Origin of the sequence: Streptomyces sp. NPDC051109, from assembly GCF_044455885.1 — a bacterium.
GTDB lineage: Bacteria > Actinomycetota > Actinomycetes > Streptomycetales > Streptomycetaceae > Streptomyces.
In genome coordinates this window covers 306,928-322,634 of sequence record NZ_JBITFF010000007.1, presented here as the reverse complement: position 1 = coordinate 322,634, position 15,707 = coordinate 306,928, and the positions used below count along the sequence as shown (strand labels likewise).

The following is a 15,707-nucleotide window of genomic DNA, read 5'->3' as shown; positions in this document are numbered from 1 at the left end:
AATGTCACAGTCATCGAAACCGCCGCAGCCGGCCCCCGTGCCGACCAGCGCCGACGTGGCCCGTCTCGCCGGCGTGTCGCGCGCGACCGTCAGTTACGTCCTCAACAACGCGGAAGCCGTCCGCATCAGCGAACCGACCCGCCGCAAGGTCCGCCGGGCCGCCGAGGAGCTCGGGTACGTTCCGCACGCCGCTGCCCGCAGCCTGCGCGCCGGCCACACGCGCATCGTGCTGCTGCCCACCTCGCACGTGCCGATCGGACCGCTCTACAGCGCCTTCCTCAACGAGCTCCAGTGGTCCCTGCGCCGCCTCGACTACACCGTGGTCCAGTACGGCAGCCTGGGCCTCAGCGGCGACGAGGCCGCCCGCGCCTGGGCCGAGCTGCGTCCGGTCGCGGTGATCTCGCTCGGCGAGATCACCCTCTCCGCGCACAACGTGGCCACGCTGAAGCGGGCCGGAGCCCGCGCGGTGATAACGATGGGCCCGGTCGGCGTTCCCGGGGCCCACGCCCTCGTCATGGACCAGAGCGAGGTCGGCGCCCGGGCCGCCGCCCACCTCGTCGAGCGGGGCCACCGGAGGATCGGCGTGGTCGTCCCGGAGGAGGAGGGGATGGAGCTCTTCTCCGCCCCCCGGCTGGAGGGCGCCCGCTCGGTGGCTGGCGCCGAGGTCGAGCCGTTGGCGATGGCCTACTCGGAGGAGTCGGCGGCCGCCCTCGCCGCCCGCTGGCGCTCGCTCGGCCTGCACGCGGTGTTCGCGTACAACGACGAGTACGCGATGCTGCTGATGCGCGCCCTGCTGGACGGGGGTCTGCGGGTCCCCGAGGACGTCGCGGTCATCGGCGCCGACGACCTGCTCATCGGCAGGCTGCTGCGGCCCCGGCTGAGCACGGTGCAGATCGAGCTGCCGACCGGGGACCACCTGGCCGAGCTGGTGGACCGGGCGGTGCGCGAGCCGGGCGAGATCACGCAGCGGCACGACCTGATCTCCGCCGTGGCCGTCCGACGGGAGTCGACCTGACGACCGGCCCGCGACGGGCGGGCCCCTGACGACCGGCCCCGCGACGGCGGCCCCCCGGCGGCCTGCTCGTTCCGGCGGCCCCGCGACGGTCGGCCGTTGGCCGGCGGAGGGCCGTTGACAGCCGGTGACCTGCGGACGGAGACTGCGGGCGCGCCCCACCGGGCGCGCCCGGCACCGCACCGGGTGCCGACCCCGGCACCGCCGCGGCGCCGCCCGTACGGATCCGCCCAGGAGAGCCCCCATGAGCATCCGCAGCGCCCACGACGGACGCAGCGTCCGCGACGTCTACGTGGTCGACGCCGTCCGCACCCCGATCGGCAAGTTCGGCGGAGCATACGCAGGGGTCCGCCCCGACGACCTCGCCGCGCACGTCGTACGCGCGCTGGTGGACCGTACGCCCGACCTCGACCCCGCCCGCATCGACGACGTGGTCTTCGGCGACGCCAACGGCGCGGGCGAGGACAACCGGGACGTGGCCCGGATGGCCGTCCTGCTCGCCGGGCTCCCGGTGTCCGTCCCCGGGGTCACCGTCAACCGGCTCTGCGGTTCGGGCCTCGAAGCGGTGATCCAGGCCGCCCGGGCCATCGCGGTGGGCGACGCCTCCGTCGCCATCGCGGGCGGCGTGGAGTCGATGAGCCGCGCCCCCTGGGTGGTGCAGAAGCCCGAACGGCCCTTCCCGGCCGGCCACCAGCAGATGTGGTCCACCACCCTGGGCTGGCGGATGACCAACCCGCGCATGCCCGCGGAGTGGACGGGCTCGCTCGGCGAGGGCGCCGAACTCATCGCGGAGAAGCACGGCATCACCCGCGAGGCCCAGGACCTCTTCGCGCTGGAGAGCCACCGCAAGGCGGCGGCCGCCTGGGCCGCCGGGCAGTACGGGGACGAGGTCGTCGCCTACCCCGGCGTGGACCTCGTACGCGACGAATGCATCCGGGAGGGCTCCTCGCCCGAGGCGCTGGCCCGCCTGAAGCCCGCCTTCCGGACGGACGGCACGGGCACGGTCACGGCCGCGAACGCCTCCCCGCTCAACGACGGCGCCGCGGCGCTGCTGCTGACCGACGAGGAGGGGCTGGCCGCCACCGGCCGGGAGCCGCTGGCCCGGATCAGCGCCTCCGCGGTCACCGGCATCGAGCCGCAGCTCTTCGGCCTGGGCCCGGTCGACGCCGTGCAGCGCGCGCTCGCCAAGGCGGGCCGGAGCCTGGCCGACCTGACCACGCTTGAGCTCAACGAGGCTTTCGCGGCGCAGGCGTTGGGCTGCCTCGCGGCCTGGCCGGAGCTGGACCCGGCAGTGCTGAACCCGCGCGGCGGTGCCATCGCGATCGGGCATCCGCTCGGCGCCTCCGGAGCCCGGCTGGCCGGTTCGGTGGCGCACCAGCTGGCCGCGGCCGGCTCGGGTACGGGAATGGCGACGCTGTGCATCGGGGTCGGGCAGGGCATCGCGCTCGTCCTGGAGCGCTGAACCCGCCCACGCCGCCGGGCCGTCGATCGTTTCCGGTCACGGCGGCCCGTCAACTGCCCAATAACTGAACAGATGTGGTGCCTCCGGTCTGGCACGATGGCGCGTGCTGCCGCCCCCCCCGCCCCGCCCATCCCCACCGGAGGCCCCGCGCCATGCCGCTCCTCGATCCGATGCTCTGGCAGGACGGACCGACCCTGACCGGGGGCGCTGCCCCGGTCGTCGAACCCGCCACCGGCCGCACCCTGGCCACGCTCGCACTGGCCGCGCCCGCCGATGTCGCCGAGTCCGCCCTACGGGCCCGGGCCGCCCAGGAGGACTGGGCGCGGGCCTCCCACACGGAGCGGGCCGCCGTCCTGCGCCGCGCCGGCGACCTGTTCACGGCCCACGCCGACGAGCTGCGGGACTGGCTGGTGCGCGAGTCCGGCTCCATACCCGGGAAGGCCGACTTCGAGCTGCACGTCGCCGCACAGGAGTGCTACGAGGCCGCCGCGCTGGCCTCCCGCCCGGCCGGGCAGGTGCTGCAGAGCGAGGCGCCGCGGCTCTCCTTCACCCGCCGGGTCCCGGCCGGGGTGGTGGGCGTCGTCGCCCCGTTCAACGCGCCGCTGATCCTGGCGATCCGCTCGGTCGCCCCGGCCCTCGCCCTCGGCAACGCCGTGCTGCTCAAGCCGGACCGGCGGACCGCCGTGTGCGGAGGCCTCGCGCTCGCCGCCGTCCTCGCGGCCGCAGGGCTGCCGGACGGGCTGCTGAACGTGCTGCCCGGGGGCGCGGAGACCGGGGCGGCGGTGGTCGCCGATCCGCTGGTCCGGGTGGTGTCGTTCACCGGTTCCACGGCCGCCGGACGGCTCGTCGGAGAGCTGTCGGGCCGTCATCTCAAGCGGACCCACCTGGAGTTGGGAGGGAACTCGGCTCTCGTCGTGCTCAAGGACGCCGATGTCGGGGCCGCCGTCGCGCAGGCTTCCTGGGGCTCCTTCTTCCACCAGGGCCAGATCTGCATGACGGCCGGCCGGCACCTCGTCCACGCCTCGCTGTACGACGAGTACGTCGAGCGGCTCGCCGCGCGGGCCGACGCGCTGGCGGTGGGGGACCCGTACCGCGAGCGGGTGCACCTCGGGCCCCTGATCGACCGCGGCCAGCTGGAGCGGGTCCACGCCCTCGTCGGGGCGAGCACGGAGCAGGGCGCCAAGCTCGTCGCCGGCGGAACGTACGAGGGGCTCTTCTACCGGCCGACCGTGCTGGCGGGCGTCGCCGACGACACCCCCGCCTACGCGGAGGAGGTCTTCGGCCCGGTGGCGCCCGTACGGTCCTTCGTGACGGAGGAGGAGGCGGTGGCCCTGGCCTCGGCCGGCCCCTACGGCCTCTCCCTGGGGATCGTGACCCGGGACGCGGCGCGCGGGATGGAGCTCGCCGGGCGGATCCCGACGGGGATCGCGCACGTCAACGACCAGACGGTGAACGACGAGGCCGTGGCCCCCTTCGGCGGGGTCGGCGCCTCGGGCACCGGGGCCCGGTTCGGCGGCGAGGCGAACCTGGACGCCTTCACGGAACTGCGCTGGACGACGGTCCGCTCGGCTCCGGCGGGGCACCCTTTCTGAGACGGCGGGTACGTGCGGGCCGCCGACGCCGTGGCTGCCCGCCCGCACGCCGCGCGGAATGCACGGGGCGGGCCGATCGTTCAAGGTGCATACAAGGCAATCAGGAGGTCTGGAACCGTGGCTACTGTCGAGCTCACCAAGGAGAACTTCGACCAGACGGTCAGCGAGAACCCGTTCGTGCTGATCGATTTCTGGGCGGGCTGGTGCCGGCCCTGCCTCCAGTTCGCCCCGGTCTACGAGAAGGCCTCGGAAGCCCACCCGGACCTGGTGTTCGCCAAGGTGGACACGGAGGCGCAGCAGGAGCTGGCCGCCGCCTTCCAGATCACCTCGATCCCGACGCTGATGATCGTCCGGGACCAGGTGGCGATCTTCGCGCAGCCCGGCGCGCTGCCGGAGGCCGCGCTGACGGACCTGATCGGGCAGGCGCGGGCGCTGGACATGGACGAGGTGCGCGCGAAGATCACCGCGTCGCAGCAGGACGGTCAGCCCGGCACGGCGCAGGCCTGAGCTCCGACCCGCAGACCGTCCGCGGGACCGAGCGCCGTACGTGTCCCGCGCGCGGCCGCCGCGCGTCTCCCGCGGGCCCTGCGGTCCCCACGTAAGGTGACAGGGAACAAGCGCCCCTGGAGCCACGGATGGTGACTGTGTCGGAAGCGGTGGAGTACGACGTCGTGGTGCTCGGCGGGGGACCGGCCGGCGAGAACATCGTGGACCGGACCCGCGCCGCCGGGCTGACCACCGCCCTGGTGGAGGCCGAACTCATCGGCGGTGAATGCTCGTACTGGGCCTGCGTCCCGAGCAAGGCGCTGCTGCGCCCCGCGCTGGCCAGGGCCGATGCCCGCCGGGTGCCCGGTCTCGCGGGCTCCGTGGAGGGGCCGCTGGACGCGGCGGCCGTGTTCGCCCACCGCGACTACTGGACCTCCAGCTGGAAGGACGACGGCCAGGTCGACTGGATCGAGTCGACCGGTGCCCACCTCTACCGGGGCCACGGCCGCCTGTACGGGGTCCGCAAGGTCGCCGTCACCAGCCCCGAGGGCGAGCACCACGTGCTGGCCGCCCGCCACGCCGTGGTCGTCGCCACGGGCACCCGCGCCGTGGTCCCGGACGTGCCCGGGATCGCCGGGGCGCGGCCGTGGACCAGCCGCGAGGCCACCTCCGCCCAGCAGGCGCCGGGCCGGCTGCTGATCGTGGGCGGCTCGGTGGTGGCAGCCGAGATGGCCACGGCCTGGCAGGCCCTCGGCTCCCAGGTCACGGTCCTGGTACGCGGCTCCGGGCTGCTGCCGCGGATGGAGCCCTTCGCCGGCGAGCTGGTCGCCGAGGCGCTGCGCGAGGCCGGCGCGGTGGTCCGTACGGACGTCTCCGTCGAGGCGGTCGTACGGGACGGCTCGACCGGGCCCGTCCAGGTCGTACTGGAGGGCGGCGAGATCCTGGAGGGCGACGAGCTGCTGATGGCGACCGGCCGCTCGCCGCACACCGAGGACATCGGGCTGGAGACCGTCGGGCTGACGCCCGGTGGCTGGATCCCCGTCGACGGCAGCTGCCGCGTGGAAGGCCACGACTGGCTGTACGCCGTCGGCGATGTCAACCACCGCGCGCTGCTGACCCACCAGGGCAAGTACCAGGCCCGGATCGCGGGGGCCGCCATCGCCGCCCGCGCGACGGGGAGCCCGGCGCTCGACACCGGCCGCTGGGGGGCGCACGCGGCGACCGCCGATACGCAGGCCCTGCCGCAGGCGGTGTTCACCGACCCGGAGGCGGCGGCCGTGGGCCTCACCTTCGCGGAGGCCGAACGGGCGGGCCACCGGGTCCGCGCCGTCGACTACGACCTCGGCAAGGTCTCGGGCGCCGGCCTGTACGCCGACGGGTACCGGGGCCGGGCACGGATGGTCGTCGACCTGGACCGCGAGGTGCTCCTCGGGGCCACCTTCGTCGGCCCGGGCGCGGCCGAGCTTCTGCACGCGGCCACGATCGCGGTCGCGGGGGAGGTCCCGATCGACCGGCTGTGGCACGCGGTCCCGGCGTTCCCGACGATCAGCGAGATCTGGCTCAGGCTGCTGGAGACGTACCGGGGATAGCCCGGCCCCCGGCGTCGGCCCGCCGGTAGCTGGCGCCGTCGCGGGTGCGGGTCAGCAGGCCCGAGGTGATCAGGTAGCGCCGCAGCGCCGAGCAGTCCTCGTGCACGGTGCGCAGCGCGTCGTTCACCTCGGGTTCGGTGTACGTGCGGCCCTGCGCGAAGAGGGTCTCGGTGAGGTGGGCGAGCAGCTGCTCGCGGCGGGCGGCCTTGCGCGGGATGGTGATGAGCCGTCCGCCGGAGAAGAGGTCGGCGACGTGGCGCTCTTTCTGTGACATGGCAGCGAGCCTCTCCGACGCCCTGCGGGCCCGGCAACGGATTTATGAGCGACGCGCTGTCGGCGGCGGCAACTCCCCTGAAAAGTGACGGACGTTCATCTTACTGAGTGGTAGACCCCGCCAGTACCCTCCCCCGTGACCGCTTCCCGCCCCACGGAGGAGCACGTATGCGACGTCCCGCCGCCCGTCTGAGAACTGCCGTCGCCACCGGGGTGATCGCCCTCGGCGCCGCCCTGCTCTCCCCGCTCGCGACCGCGGCCGCCGCGCCGCCCGCCGATCCCGTGCCCCTCCCCGTCGCCGACTACTGCGGCGGCCAGTGCGCGGACATCCTGCCGCCCGGCCAGAACGGCAACGCGACCCTCGCCCAGATCCTCCTGCACAAGGCCTTCGGCACGATGCCCGCCCACGCCTCCGACCAACTGGCCCGCTACGACTCGCTGGTGGCCGGATACCCCGGGCTCACCGACGCCAAGGTCAACGACTTCTTCAACGACGCGTCATTCGGGGTCCCCGCCGACCAGGTCGAGTCGACCACCAGCCCGCGCTCCGACGTCACGATCACCCGCGACAAGAAGACCGGCGTCCCCCATGTCAAGGGCACCACCCGCTACGGGACTTCCTTCGGCGCGGGCTTCGCCGCCGCCCAGGACCGGCTCTGGCAGATGGACCTCTTCCGCCACGTCGGCCGCGGCGACCTGACCCCGTTCGCCGGCGGCGCCCTCGCCAACCAGGGCCTGGAACAGCAGTTCTGGCCGCAGGCCCCGTACACCGAGGCCGACCTCCAGGCGCAGGTGGACCGGATCCGCACCACCGAGGGCGACCGCGGCCGCCTCGCCATGGAGGACGCGCAGGCGTACGTCGACGGCATCAACGCCTACCGCATGCAGTCGAAGAACGGCCGCTACTTCCCCGGCGAGTACGTCCTCACCGGCCACATCGACTCGATCACCAACGCCGGCGAGATCCAGCCGTTCAAGACCACCGACCTGATCGCCCTCGCCTCCGTCGTCGGCGGACTGTTCGGCGGCGGTGGCGGCGGCGAGGTGCAGGCCGCGCTCTCCCTGCTCTCCGCGCAGCAGAAGTACGGGCTGGAGGAGGGCACCCGGGTCTGGGAGTCCTTCCGCGAGCGCGACGACCCCGAGGCCGTGCTCACCGTCCACGACGGCACGGCCTTCCCGTACGCGCAGAAGCCGGCGAACCCGCAGGGCACCGCGCTCCCGGACCCCGGCTCGGTCACCGCCGAGCCGCTCGTCTACGACCGTACGGGCGCGGCGGCCACCGCGGGCGCCGCCGATCCGCCGAAGCCGGTCAAGCAGAGCATGTCGAACGCCCTGCTCGTCTCGGGGGCGAAGACCGCGAGCGGCCACCCCGTCGCCGTCTTCGGCCCGCAGACCGGCTACCTCGCGCCCCAACTCCTCATGCTGCAGGAGCTCCAGGGGCCCGGCATCAGCGCCCGCGGCGCCTCCTTCGCCGGGGTGAGCATGTACGTCCAGCTCGGCCGCGGCCAGGACTACGCCTGGAGCGCCACCTCCGCCGGGCAGGACATCACCGACACCTTCGCCGTCGAACTGTGCGAGCCGGGCGGCGCGACCCCGACCACCGCGAGCGCCTCGTACCTCTACCGCGGCACCTGCACCCCCATGGAGAAGCTGGAGCGCACCAACGCCTGGAAGTCCTCGGTGGCCGACCCGACGCCGAACGGCTCGTACCGGATGCAGGTCTGGCGGACGGACTACGGCATCGTCACCCACCGCGCCACCGTCGCGGGCAAGCCCGTGGCCTACACCGCGCTGCGCTCCACGTACCGCCACGAGGCCGACTCGATCATCGGCTTCCAGATGCTCAACGACCCCTCGTACGTGACGGACGCCCGTACGTTCCAGCAGGCAGCCCAGCACATCGGCTACGCCTTCAACTGGTTCTACGCCGACGCGCGCGAAGCGGCCTACTACAACAGCGGGTCGAACCCGGTCCGGGCGGCCGGGGTCGACGCCGCGCTGCCGATCGCGGCGAAGCAGCAGTACGAGTGGCAGAACTTCGACCCGGCGGCCAACACCGCCGCGTACACCCCGCCCGCCGAACACCCCCAGTCCATCGGGCAGGACTACTACGTCAGTTGGAACAACAAACCGGCCAAGGAGTACGGCGCGGCCGGCTTCGGCATGGGCTCCGTGCACCGCGGCGACCTCCTCGACCAGCGCGTGAAACCCCTCGTCGCCGCGGGCGGGGTCACCCGGGCCAAGCTCACCCAGGCCATGGCGGACGCGGCCGTCACCGACCTGAGGGCGGAGAACCTGCTGCCCGAGCTGCTCGCGGTGCTGCGCAGCCAGCCGGTCGCCGATCCCGCGGTGGCCGCCGCCGTCGACAAGCTGGCGGCGTGGCAGGCGGCGGGGACCGAGCGCAAGGAGACGGCCCAGGGCTCGAAGACGTACGCGTACGCCGACGCCATCCGGATCATGGACGCCTGGTGGCCGCTGCTGATCGAGGCCGAGTTCAAACCGGGGCTCGGGACGCCGCTCTACGACGCGCTGCGGGCCTCCCTGACCGTCGACGAGGCGCCCGGCGCGGGCCACGGGCCCACCGGTGCGCACGCCGGGTCGGCGTTCCAGTACGGCTGGTGGAGCTACGCCGACAAGGACCTGCGCACGGTGCTCGGGCGCCCGGTCGCCGGTCCGCTGGCCAAGGCGTACTGCGGCGGCGGCTCGCTGTCCGCATGCCGCGACGCGGTGGCGGCCTCGCTCAAGCAGGCGGCCGCCGCCACCGCGGCGTCGGTGTACCCGGGCGACGGGACCTGCGCGGCCGGGAACCAGTGGTGCGCGGACTCGATCGTGCAGCGTCCGGTGGGCGGGCTGAGCCACCCGCAGATCAACTGGCAGAACCGGCCGACGTACCAGCAGGTGGTGGAGTTCCCCGCGCACCGCTGAGGCCCGGCCGTACCCGTGAGGAGGCCCGCCGGCCCCGGAGCTCCGGGGCCGGCGGGCCTCCTCGTACCGGCGTTGCCGTCGACCGTCAGGGGCCGACGGTGATCTGCTGCGCCGGGTCGGTCGTGTCGGTGACCTTGTACACGGCGTTGAAGACGGACGAGGTCGCGCTGGTCGGGCAGCCGAACCCGCCGGTGACCGTGACCGGCACGGAGGCGTTGGTGAAGGTCAGGCTCGGCGGGGCGCCGTTCACCCAGCTCCCGGCGACGTTCGCCGGGGCGGTGGGGGCGGCGGTGACCGTACAGGTGGCCAGGCCGGTCGTGTGCACGACGAGCCCGCCGACGGGGACGGTCATCGTGGCGGTGACGGGGGAGCCGTTCTGCATCGACACCGACCAGGATCCGCTGGTGGTGACCGTGGGGGTCACTCCCGGGATGCTGGAGGTGCACGAGCTGTACGTCGGCGGGGTGATCGGTGAGGAGACGGGACCTGCGGGGTTCTGGTTCCCGGGGGCGGCCGGGACCGTGCCGGTGGAGACGGAGACCGTACAGGTCACCGTCACCGAACCGGCCTTGAGGGTGGCCTTGCCGCTGAGGGCGGCCTTGAACGAGTGCCCGGCCGGGGTGACGGTGGTCGACCCGGCCAGCGGCGCGGGCGCGGCGCTGGCGGTGACCGAGGCCACCGACAGCGCTCCGGCGGCGGCCAACCCGAGGGCGAGCGCGGTACGCGTGCGGCTCATGGCTGTGCTCCTTGGGGATCGGGGTGCGCGGTGGTGCCGGTTGGGGTGGGGGAGTGCGGTGGTACGGGGTCCGGCGGCCCGGGGGAGGGCCGCGGGGCGGCGGCGTTCGGCTGCCAGGCGAACATCAGCCCGCCACCGAGGATCCCCAGCAGGGTGCCGATCAGGAACCCGCCGAGGTTCGACATGACCAGCGCGGCGGTGGCGATGAGCGTGGTGAGGACACCGGCGAGGCTGCGCTGTGCGGGCGAGAACCAGGCCGTGAGGCCGAGCACGATCATGACGATGCCCATCAGGACGGACGGGATGCCCGCGATGCCCTGCTGGAGCATCACCTTCAGGGGTGCGAGCGGCAGGGCGCAGATCTCCGCCCCGGCGAGGACGGCGAAGAGCCCTCCCCAGAACGGCCTGCCCCGACGCCACTGCCGCCACCGCCGCCAGAGGCTCAGAAGCATTCCTTCTTGCCCTTGCTGATGTTCATGCTGAGCCCGGAGAGCTTGAAGGTGCCCGCGTTCGTGGCCCAGGCCGTCTGCTGCAGACCGGTGATGCTGACGGTGTCCGCCTGCTGGGCGAACAGGTCCTGCATGCCCACGGCCTCCGCCGGCCCCTTGTCGAGGGTGGAGGCGTCGCGGCCGATCTCGATGTTGCTGAACACGGCGTCGCCGGCGAGCTGGGTGGCGTCGACGAACAGGTTGCTGGCCTCGACGGGGGCCTTCTTGCCCGCGGTGAGGTTGAGCGAGATGTCGCCGACGACCGGGAGCGTGGTCACGACCGACTGGCAGAGGCTGTGGAGCTTGGCCTCCTTGATGGCGGTGACCGCCACCGGGATGAGCTCCTCGCGGGCGTTGACGTCGACGCTGCCGTACTGGGCGAAGCCCTCGCCCTCCAGGCTCGTCGCCGACACCTTGAACTGCTGGCCCGACACGGCGAAGGAGGCGGCGAGGGCGCCTTGCGCGAGGGCGATGCCGAGGCCCGCGGTCACGGCGACGGCGGGGACGGTCAGGACGGCGAACCGGCGCCAGCGGACGCGGCCGCCGCCCTCGTCGTCTCTGCCGGGCGGGGCGGAGGAATCCGGTAAGTTGGGGGAATCTGCCATGAGATCGTCCCTTATTTCGGCTGTGCACCGTTGTTACCGACGAGTTGAATGTAAGAGTGCCAATGGGGGTTGGCAAGGTTGTTCGACCGTGCCTTTTCGGCCGACTCCTACCGATCGGTTACTGCTTCCGGTGCGGCCTTTCGGGGCCTTACGCGTCCTTGCGGAGCAGTTCGGCGACCTCCGCCTCCACCCGCCGGCCCATCGCCCGGGCGAACTCCGAAGCCACGACCTCGCCCGCCACCGGACGCAGCGCCGCCACCGCGTCCGAGATGTGATCCAGTTGGGTGGCCGAAAGTTGCTCCAGCCCGTCCGGTCCGATCACATGCCGCCGGAACAGTCCGACGAACCGGTCGGCGAGCGCCGCCGCCTGCGTCTGCACGAAGTCCCCCGCGTCGAGGATCTCCGCGAGGGGCACGCCCTGCCGCACGAGGGTGAGCGTGGCCTCCAGCAGGCGCCGGCTCCGGTGCGTGACCCGGTCGCCCTCGATCCGTACGTACCCCAGTTCCGCGGCCCGCCGGGTGTCCTCGGCCGTCCCCGCGGGGCCGAACAGGCCGCGCAGCTCGGCCAGGGTCATGGTGACCGGCTCCTCCTGTACCCAGTCGCGGGTCATCGCCCGCTCCAGCCCCAGGAGTTGGGAGAGGCCGCCGCCGGCCTCCCAGGCGTGCAGCAGCTCGGCGATCCCGTTGACGGTGTACCCGCGCCCGAGGAGATCGCTGATCAGGCGCAGCCGGGTCAGGTGGTCCGCCGAGTACCAGGCGATGCGGCCCTCGCGGCGCGGCGGCGGGAGCAGCCCGCGCTCCTGGTAGTAGCGCAGGTTGCGCACCCTGACGCCGGCCGCGCGGGCCAGGTCCTCGCGGCGGTAGCGCGCGCGGGTGCCGCCGTCCGTACTGCCGCCGTCCGTGCTGCCGCCGTCCGTGCTGCGGCCGTCCGTGCTGCGGCCGCCGCCGGCGGCGCCGCCGTCCGGACTGGCGTCCGTACGGCCGCCTTCCGTACCGTCTTCTCGTACCTGCCTGCTCACGCGGCCGAGTGTAGGGCGAACCGGGGGGCTACCGGCCGGTGTACCGGCAGGTCACATGGGGCGCGGCCGCTCCTCCTGCTTGACCGCCCGCAGCACCACGAACTTCGGTTCGCTCGCGGCGACTTCGCTGTTGCCGAAGAGGCGGCGCAGGTGGGTGTGGTAGCCCATGTGGCGGTTGGCGACCACCCACAGCTCACCGCCCGGGCGCAGCACCTTGCGCGACTGCGCGAACATGCGCAGCGCCGTCGCGTCCGTCGTCGCCTGGTGGGAGTGGAACGGCGGGTTGCACAGCACCAGGTCGACCGAGCCCGGGTCCAGCATGGCCACGCCGTCGCCGACGAGGAAGTCGGCCCGCTCGCGCTCGTGTTGGACGTTGGCGCGGAAGGTGGCCTTCGCCGAGGCGACGGCCTGGTACGACTCGTCGGTGAACACGATCTCGGCGCGGGGGTCGGCGACCGCGACCGCCGTGCCGACGATGCCGTTGCCGCAGCCCAGGTCCACGACCCGGGCGCCGTTCGTGTTGTTCGGGATGCTCTGGAGGAAGAAGCGGGTGCCGACGTCGAGCCGGTCGGCGCAGAAGATCCCGGCGTGGTTGACGGCGGTCAGCCCGGCGCCCGAGCCCGCGTCCTCGTCCAGCGTGTACGTCACCGGCCACGGATCGACGGCCCGCGTCGAGGTGGCGCTCGGCGTGCAGAAGATCAGCCGGGCCTTCTTCTCGGCGAGCGAGGTCCTGGTCGGGCCGAGGATCCGCTCGAAGAGCTTCAGCGTGGAGGTGTGGATCTCCTTGACCATGCCCGCGCCCACGACGACCGTGCCCGCGTGCACGTGCGGCGCCAGCCGGTACAGCTGGTCCTCCAGCAGCGCCAGGCTCTTCGGCACCCGCACGAGGAGCACGTCGATCCGCTCGGGCGGCGCGTCCTGCGTGGTCAGCAGCCGCACCGTGGACTTGGCCGTGCCGATCCCGGCGCGGTCCAGGTTCGCGGCGGTGCCGGCCCGCGCGAGGTAGGAGTCGGTGATCTGCGTGGGGTGGTACGCGGCCAGCGCCGTCGTGAGCGCCCCCCAGCGGTCCCCGAGGATGGTGATCTGCCCGGCGCCGGCCAGGTCCACCGGGCCGTGTTCCCCCGTACCGGAGTCGAGGTGGCGCAGCAGGTACTCGTCGGCGGCGTCCCAGGCGCGGAGCTGGTCGCGCGGGTCTTCGGGGAAGCGGGTGAGCTCGTAGGAGCCGAAAGGCGTGGTCAGACGGTTCATCGTGACCCCAGGCTAACCGAGGCGGCGGCCCGGCCCCGCACACACGGGGCCGGGCGGCGCGCTACGCGGCGCACCACCTGCGGCGCTACCCGGGGAACTCGCCCGCCATCGCGGCGGCCATCCGCAGGTGGGGGCGGGCTTCGTCGGCCCGGCCCTGGCGCTCCAGCGTCCGGCCGAGCATCAGCTGCGCGTAGTCCTCCACCGGCCAGCGCTCCAGGATGGCGCGGAGCTCGTGCTCGGCGCGGGAGAGCCGGGCGGAGTGGTAGTAGGCGCGGGCCAGCAGCAGCCGGGGCGCGAGCTGCTCGGGGGCCTCGGCGGCCAGCGCCTCCAGGATGTTCGCGGCCGTCGTGTACTCCTTCGCGTCGAAGAAGAGCCGGGCGCGCTCCCAGCGCTCGGCCGCCGTGCCGTGCTCGAAGTACGTCGTCGGCGCGTTCATCGCGGTCCCTTCCGCCGTTCAGGTGGTGTGTCCGCCTGCCCCAACACGTGACGGCGGCCGGACATTCCACCGAACGCGGCGCCGGTGGCGGTACTAAGTTGTGCGGTATGAGCAATCTCGATCGCCAGCCCGCTCTCTCCGCCTGCGGCGGCCGCGGCTTCGTCGTGGCCGAACCCGTCCGCGAGCTCCTCAGCCCGCGCACGGTCAAGCTCGGGGAATCCACCGAGGTCCGCCGCCTCCTGCCGAACCTGGGCCGCCGCATGGTGGGCGCCTGGTGCTTCGTCGACCACTACGGCCCGGACGACATCGCGGGCGAGCCCGGCATGCAGGTCGCCCCGCACCCCCACTCCGGGCTCCAGACCGTGAGCTGGCTGCACGACGGCGAGGTGCTGCACCGGGACAGCGTGGGCAGCCTGGAGACGATCCGCCCGCGCGAGCTCGGCCTGATGACCTCCGGCCGCGGGATCAGCCACTCGGAGGAGAGCCCGCGCTCGCACGGCCGCATCCTGCACGGGGCCCAGCTGTGGGTGGCCCTCCCGGAGGAGCACCGCAATGTGGAGCCCCACTTCCAGCACCACGCGGAGCTCCCGCAGGTGACCGCCCCGGGCCTGACGGCGACGGTCATCCTGGGCACCCTGGACACGGCCACCTCGCCGGGCGCGGCGTACAGCCCGATCGTCGGCGCGGACCTGGCGCTCGCGGCGGGCACGGAGACCCGCCTCCCGCTCGACCCGGACTTCGAGTACGCGGTGCTGTCGATGTCGGGGGAGACCTACGTGGACGGCGTCCCGGTCCTCCCGGGCTCGATGCTCTACCTCGGCTGCGGCCGCACGGAACTCCCCCTGCGCGCGACGTCGGACGCCGGCCTGATGCTCCTGGGCGGCGAGCCGTTCGAGGAGGAGATCGTCATGTTCTGGAACTGGATCGGGCGCAGCAACGAGGAGATCGTGCAGGCCCGCCAGGACTGGATGGAGGGCACCCGCTACGGCGAGGTCAAGGGCTACGACGGCCCCCCGATCCCCGCTCCAGAGCTCCCGCCGGTGCCGCTGAAAGCGCGGGGACGGGTGCGCTGACCTGCCTTTGTGAAGTAGTCGACCAGCCGACCGCGTTGTACCGAGCAGCGGGTCTGGCCGGGTCGCGGGGGTAAGGCGGCGAGCAGGAGGTGTCCGCGGACCGCGGCGCTCTCGATCGCGTGGCGGCGCGTCGCCCAACTGGGCATGCCGCACCTGCAGTCGAGGCCGCCGTAGCGGGTTCCGCGCGATTCGGCGCCGGCGGTGTAAAGGCGGCAGCCATGGGTGACTACATGCCGTAAAGCAGCCGGGCTATGAGTCGGTCGAACGGGTCTTCGTACGGCTGTGAGGCGGCCGGGTATGCAACGGAATGAGGTTTCGCCATGGGTTGTTGATGCGGCTGTTCCGCAGCGTCTGCCGTGGACCTCACCCGCACGGGTATGCGTACCGGATGGCTGGCGGCCTTCGGCTCTTGACGGCGTTCGGCGTCGTAGGCGGACCGTCGCAGTGGATCGTGCAGCGTCTGGTAGGCGTCGATGACCTCGGCGAGTTCCGCATCGGCCGACGGCACGCTTGGTCGGGCGTCGGGGTGAAGGGCGCGGATCAGTGCGCGGTAGGCGCTGGTGATCTGCGCCGGCGACGCCTCCTCCAGGAGCCCGAGGACGGCGTAATGGTCGCGCGACGGGCGAGAGCCGCTCATTTCCCTCACCTCCGGAAAAGCCGGAGCGACCCCTCTCTTTTCATCCGTCTTAAAGCCTGTGGGTGATGTTGTCAAGGCGGTCCGGTGCGGGTATGTCGACGGCGTAGAAAGAGCGGCGTGCGGTCGG

15 protein-coding genes are annotated in these 15,707 nt (G+C 73.2%); 7 read left to right on the top strand and 8 right to left on the bottom strand.

The window, feature by feature from the left end:
* Position 1: 1 nt before the first annotated feature.
* The 5 genes from ACIBAD_RS16505 to ACIBAD_RS16485 all read left to right on the top strand — a co-directional run bounded on the left by ACIBAD_RS16505 (position 2) and on the right by ACIBAD_RS16485 (position 6,141).
* Complete coding sequence (locus ACIBAD_RS16505) at positions 2-1,015, top strand: LacI family DNA-binding transcriptional regulator (protein WP_134069493.1); 1,014 nt, start codon at positions 2-4, stop codon at positions 1,013-1,015.
* A 241-nt stretch (positions 1,016-1,256) separates the two neighbouring features.
* On the top strand, positions 1,257-2,474 hold the full coding sequence (locus ACIBAD_RS16500) for a thiolase family protein (RefSeq protein WP_134069491.1): 1,218 nt from the start codon (positions 1,257-1,259) through the stop codon (positions 2,472-2,474).
* A gap of 152 nt (positions 2,475-2,626) precedes the next feature.
* Positions 2,627-4,066: an aldehyde dehydrogenase family protein gene (locus ACIBAD_RS16495; RefSeq protein WP_134069489.1), complete on the top strand. Its 1,440-nt coding sequence runs from the start codon at positions 2,627-2,629 to the stop codon at positions 4,064-4,066.
* Between the two features lie 117 nt (positions 4,067-4,183).
* The gene (locus ACIBAD_RS16490; protein ID WP_134069487.1) at positions 4,184-4,573 is read left to right on the top strand and encodes a thioredoxin family protein; all 390 of its coding nucleotides are present in this window, start codon (positions 4,184-4,186) and stop codon (positions 4,571-4,573) included.
* A gap of 128 nt (positions 4,574-4,701) precedes the next feature.
* Complete coding sequence (locus tag ACIBAD_RS16485) at positions 4,702-6,141, top strand: dihydrolipoyl dehydrogenase family protein (protein ID WP_398907310.1); 1,440 nt, start codon at positions 4,702-4,704, stop codon at positions 6,139-6,141.
* On the opposite strand, the gene ACIBAD_RS16480 is transcribed toward ACIBAD_RS16485, so the two are convergent.
* A complete protein-coding gene (locus tag ACIBAD_RS16480) occupies positions 6,113-6,415 on the bottom strand; it encodes a DUF2087 domain-containing protein (RefSeq protein ID WP_134069484.1) in 303 nt (100 codons plus the stop codon). The two genes, ACIBAD_RS16485 and ACIBAD_RS16480, sit on opposite strands and share 29 nt — an antisense overlap.
* Positions 6,416-6,582: 167 nt before the next feature.
* On the opposite strand from ACIBAD_RS16480, the gene ACIBAD_RS16475 reads away from it, so the two are divergent.
* Positions 6,583-9,339 (top strand): penicillin acylase family protein, encoded by a 2,757-nt coding sequence (locus tag ACIBAD_RS16475; RefSeq protein WP_398907307.1) that lies wholly within the window; start codon positions 6,583-6,585, stop codon positions 9,337-9,339.
* Positions 9,340-9,424: 85 nt separating this feature from the next.
* Here ACIBAD_RS16475 and ACIBAD_RS16470 read toward each other — a convergent pair whose 3' ends face one another.
* The 6 genes from ACIBAD_RS16470 to ACIBAD_RS16445 all read right to left on the bottom strand — a co-directional run bounded on the left by ACIBAD_RS16470 (position 9,425) and on the right by ACIBAD_RS16445 (position 13,870).
* The gene (locus tag ACIBAD_RS16470; protein ID WP_134069481.1) at positions 9,425-10,075 is read right to left on the bottom strand and encodes a hypothetical protein; all 651 of its coding nucleotides are present in this window, start codon (positions 10,073-10,075) and stop codon (positions 9,425-9,427) included.
* Entirely contained in the window at positions 10,072-10,527 is a 456-nt protein-coding gene (locus ACIBAD_RS16465) for a DUF6114 domain-containing protein (protein WP_398907305.1), read from the bottom strand. Before ACIBAD_RS16465 ends, ACIBAD_RS16470 begins: the two co-directional genes overlap by 4 nt.
* On the bottom strand, positions 10,518-11,168 hold the full coding sequence (locus tag ACIBAD_RS16460; RefSeq protein WP_398907303.1) for a DUF6230 family protein: 651 nt from the start codon (positions 11,166-11,168) through the stop codon (positions 10,518-10,520). Before ACIBAD_RS16460 ends, ACIBAD_RS16465 begins: the two co-directional genes overlap by 10 nt.
* 148 nt (positions 11,169-11,316) lie before the next feature.
* A complete protein-coding gene (locus ACIBAD_RS16455; protein ID WP_398907301.1) occupies positions 11,317-12,186 on the bottom strand; it encodes a MerR family transcriptional regulator in 870 nt (289 codons plus the stop codon).
* A 51-nt stretch (positions 12,187-12,237) separates the two neighbouring features.
* Positions 12,238-13,434, bottom strand: coding sequence for a methyltransferase (locus ACIBAD_RS16450; protein WP_134069477.1), 1,197 nt, complete (start codon positions 13,432-13,434; stop codon positions 12,238-12,240).
* A gap of 85 nt (positions 13,435-13,519) precedes the next feature.
* Positions 13,520-13,870, bottom strand: coding sequence for a tetratricopeptide repeat protein (locus tag ACIBAD_RS16445; RefSeq protein ID WP_134069475.1), 351 nt, complete (start codon positions 13,868-13,870; stop codon positions 13,520-13,522).
* A gap of 107 nt (positions 13,871-13,977) precedes the next feature.
* On the opposite strand from ACIBAD_RS16445, the gene ACIBAD_RS16440 reads away from it, so the two are divergent.
* Positions 13,978-14,943 carry a pirin family protein gene (locus tag ACIBAD_RS16440; protein ID WP_398907298.1) on the top strand — a complete coding sequence of 322 codons (966 nt, stop codon included), beginning with the start codon at positions 13,978-13,980 and terminating at the stop codon, positions 14,941-14,943.
* Positions 14,944-15,169: 226 nt separating this feature from the next.
* Here ACIBAD_RS16440 and ACIBAD_RS16435 read toward each other — a convergent pair whose 3' ends face one another.
* Complete coding sequence (locus ACIBAD_RS16435; protein WP_398907296.1) at positions 15,170-15,580, bottom strand: J domain-containing protein; 411 nt, start codon at positions 15,578-15,580, stop codon at positions 15,170-15,172.
* Positions 15,581-15,707 lie beyond the last annotated feature (127 nt).

What these genes read in the sequence shown, in the direction of transcription:
- ACIBAD_RS16495 (WP_134069489.1), top strand. Translation starts at nt 2,627, where the DNA reads ATGCCGCTCCTCGATCCGATGCTCTGGCAGGACGGACCGACCCTGACC.
- ACIBAD_RS16505 (WP_134069493.1), top strand. Translation starts at nt 2, where the DNA reads ATGTCACAGTCATCGAAACCGCCGCAGCCGGCCCCCGTGCCGACCAGC.
- ACIBAD_RS16475 (WP_398907307.1), top strand. Translation starts at nt 6,583, where the DNA reads ATGCGACGTCCCGCCGCCCGTCTGAGAACTGCCGTCGCCACCGGGGTG.
- ACIBAD_RS16485 (WP_398907310.1), top strand. Translation starts at nt 4,702, where the DNA reads ATGGTGACTGTGTCGGAAGCGGTGGAGTACGACGTCGTGGTGCTCGGC.
- ACIBAD_RS16450 (WP_134069477.1), bottom strand. Translation starts at nt 13,434, where the DNA reads ATGAACCGTCTGACCACGCCTTTCGGCTCCTACGAGCTCACCCGCTTC.
- ACIBAD_RS16440 (WP_398907298.1), top strand. Translation starts at nt 13,978, where the DNA reads ATGAGCAATCTCGATCGCCAGCCCGCTCTCTCCGCCTGCGGCGGCCGC.
- ACIBAD_RS16435 (WP_398907296.1), bottom strand. Translation starts at nt 15,580, where the DNA reads ATGAGCGGCTCTCGCCCGTCGCGCGACCATTACGCCGTCCTCGGGCTC.
- ACIBAD_RS16480 (WP_134069484.1), bottom strand. Translation starts at nt 6,415, where the DNA reads ATGTCACAGAAAGAGCGCCACGTCGCCGACCTCTTCTCCGGCGGACGG.
- ACIBAD_RS16470 (WP_134069481.1), bottom strand. Translation starts at nt 10,075, where the DNA reads ATGAGCCGCACGCGTACCGCGCTCGCCCTCGGGTTGGCCGCCGCCGGA.
- ACIBAD_RS16460 (WP_398907303.1), bottom strand. Translation starts at nt 11,168, where the DNA reads ATGGCAGATTCCCCCAACTTACCGGATTCCTCCGCCCCGCCCGGCAGA.
- ACIBAD_RS16465 (WP_398907305.1), bottom strand. Translation starts at nt 10,527, where the DNA reads ATGCTTCTGAGCCTCTGGCGGCGGTGGCGGCAGTGGCGTCGGGGCAGG.
- ACIBAD_RS16445 (WP_134069475.1), bottom strand. Translation starts at nt 13,870, where the DNA reads ATGAACGCGCCGACGACGTACTTCGAGCACGGCACGGCGGCCGAGCGC.
- ACIBAD_RS16500 (WP_134069491.1), top strand. Translation starts at nt 1,257, where the DNA reads ATGAGCATCCGCAGCGCCCACGACGGACGCAGCGTCCGCGACGTCTAC.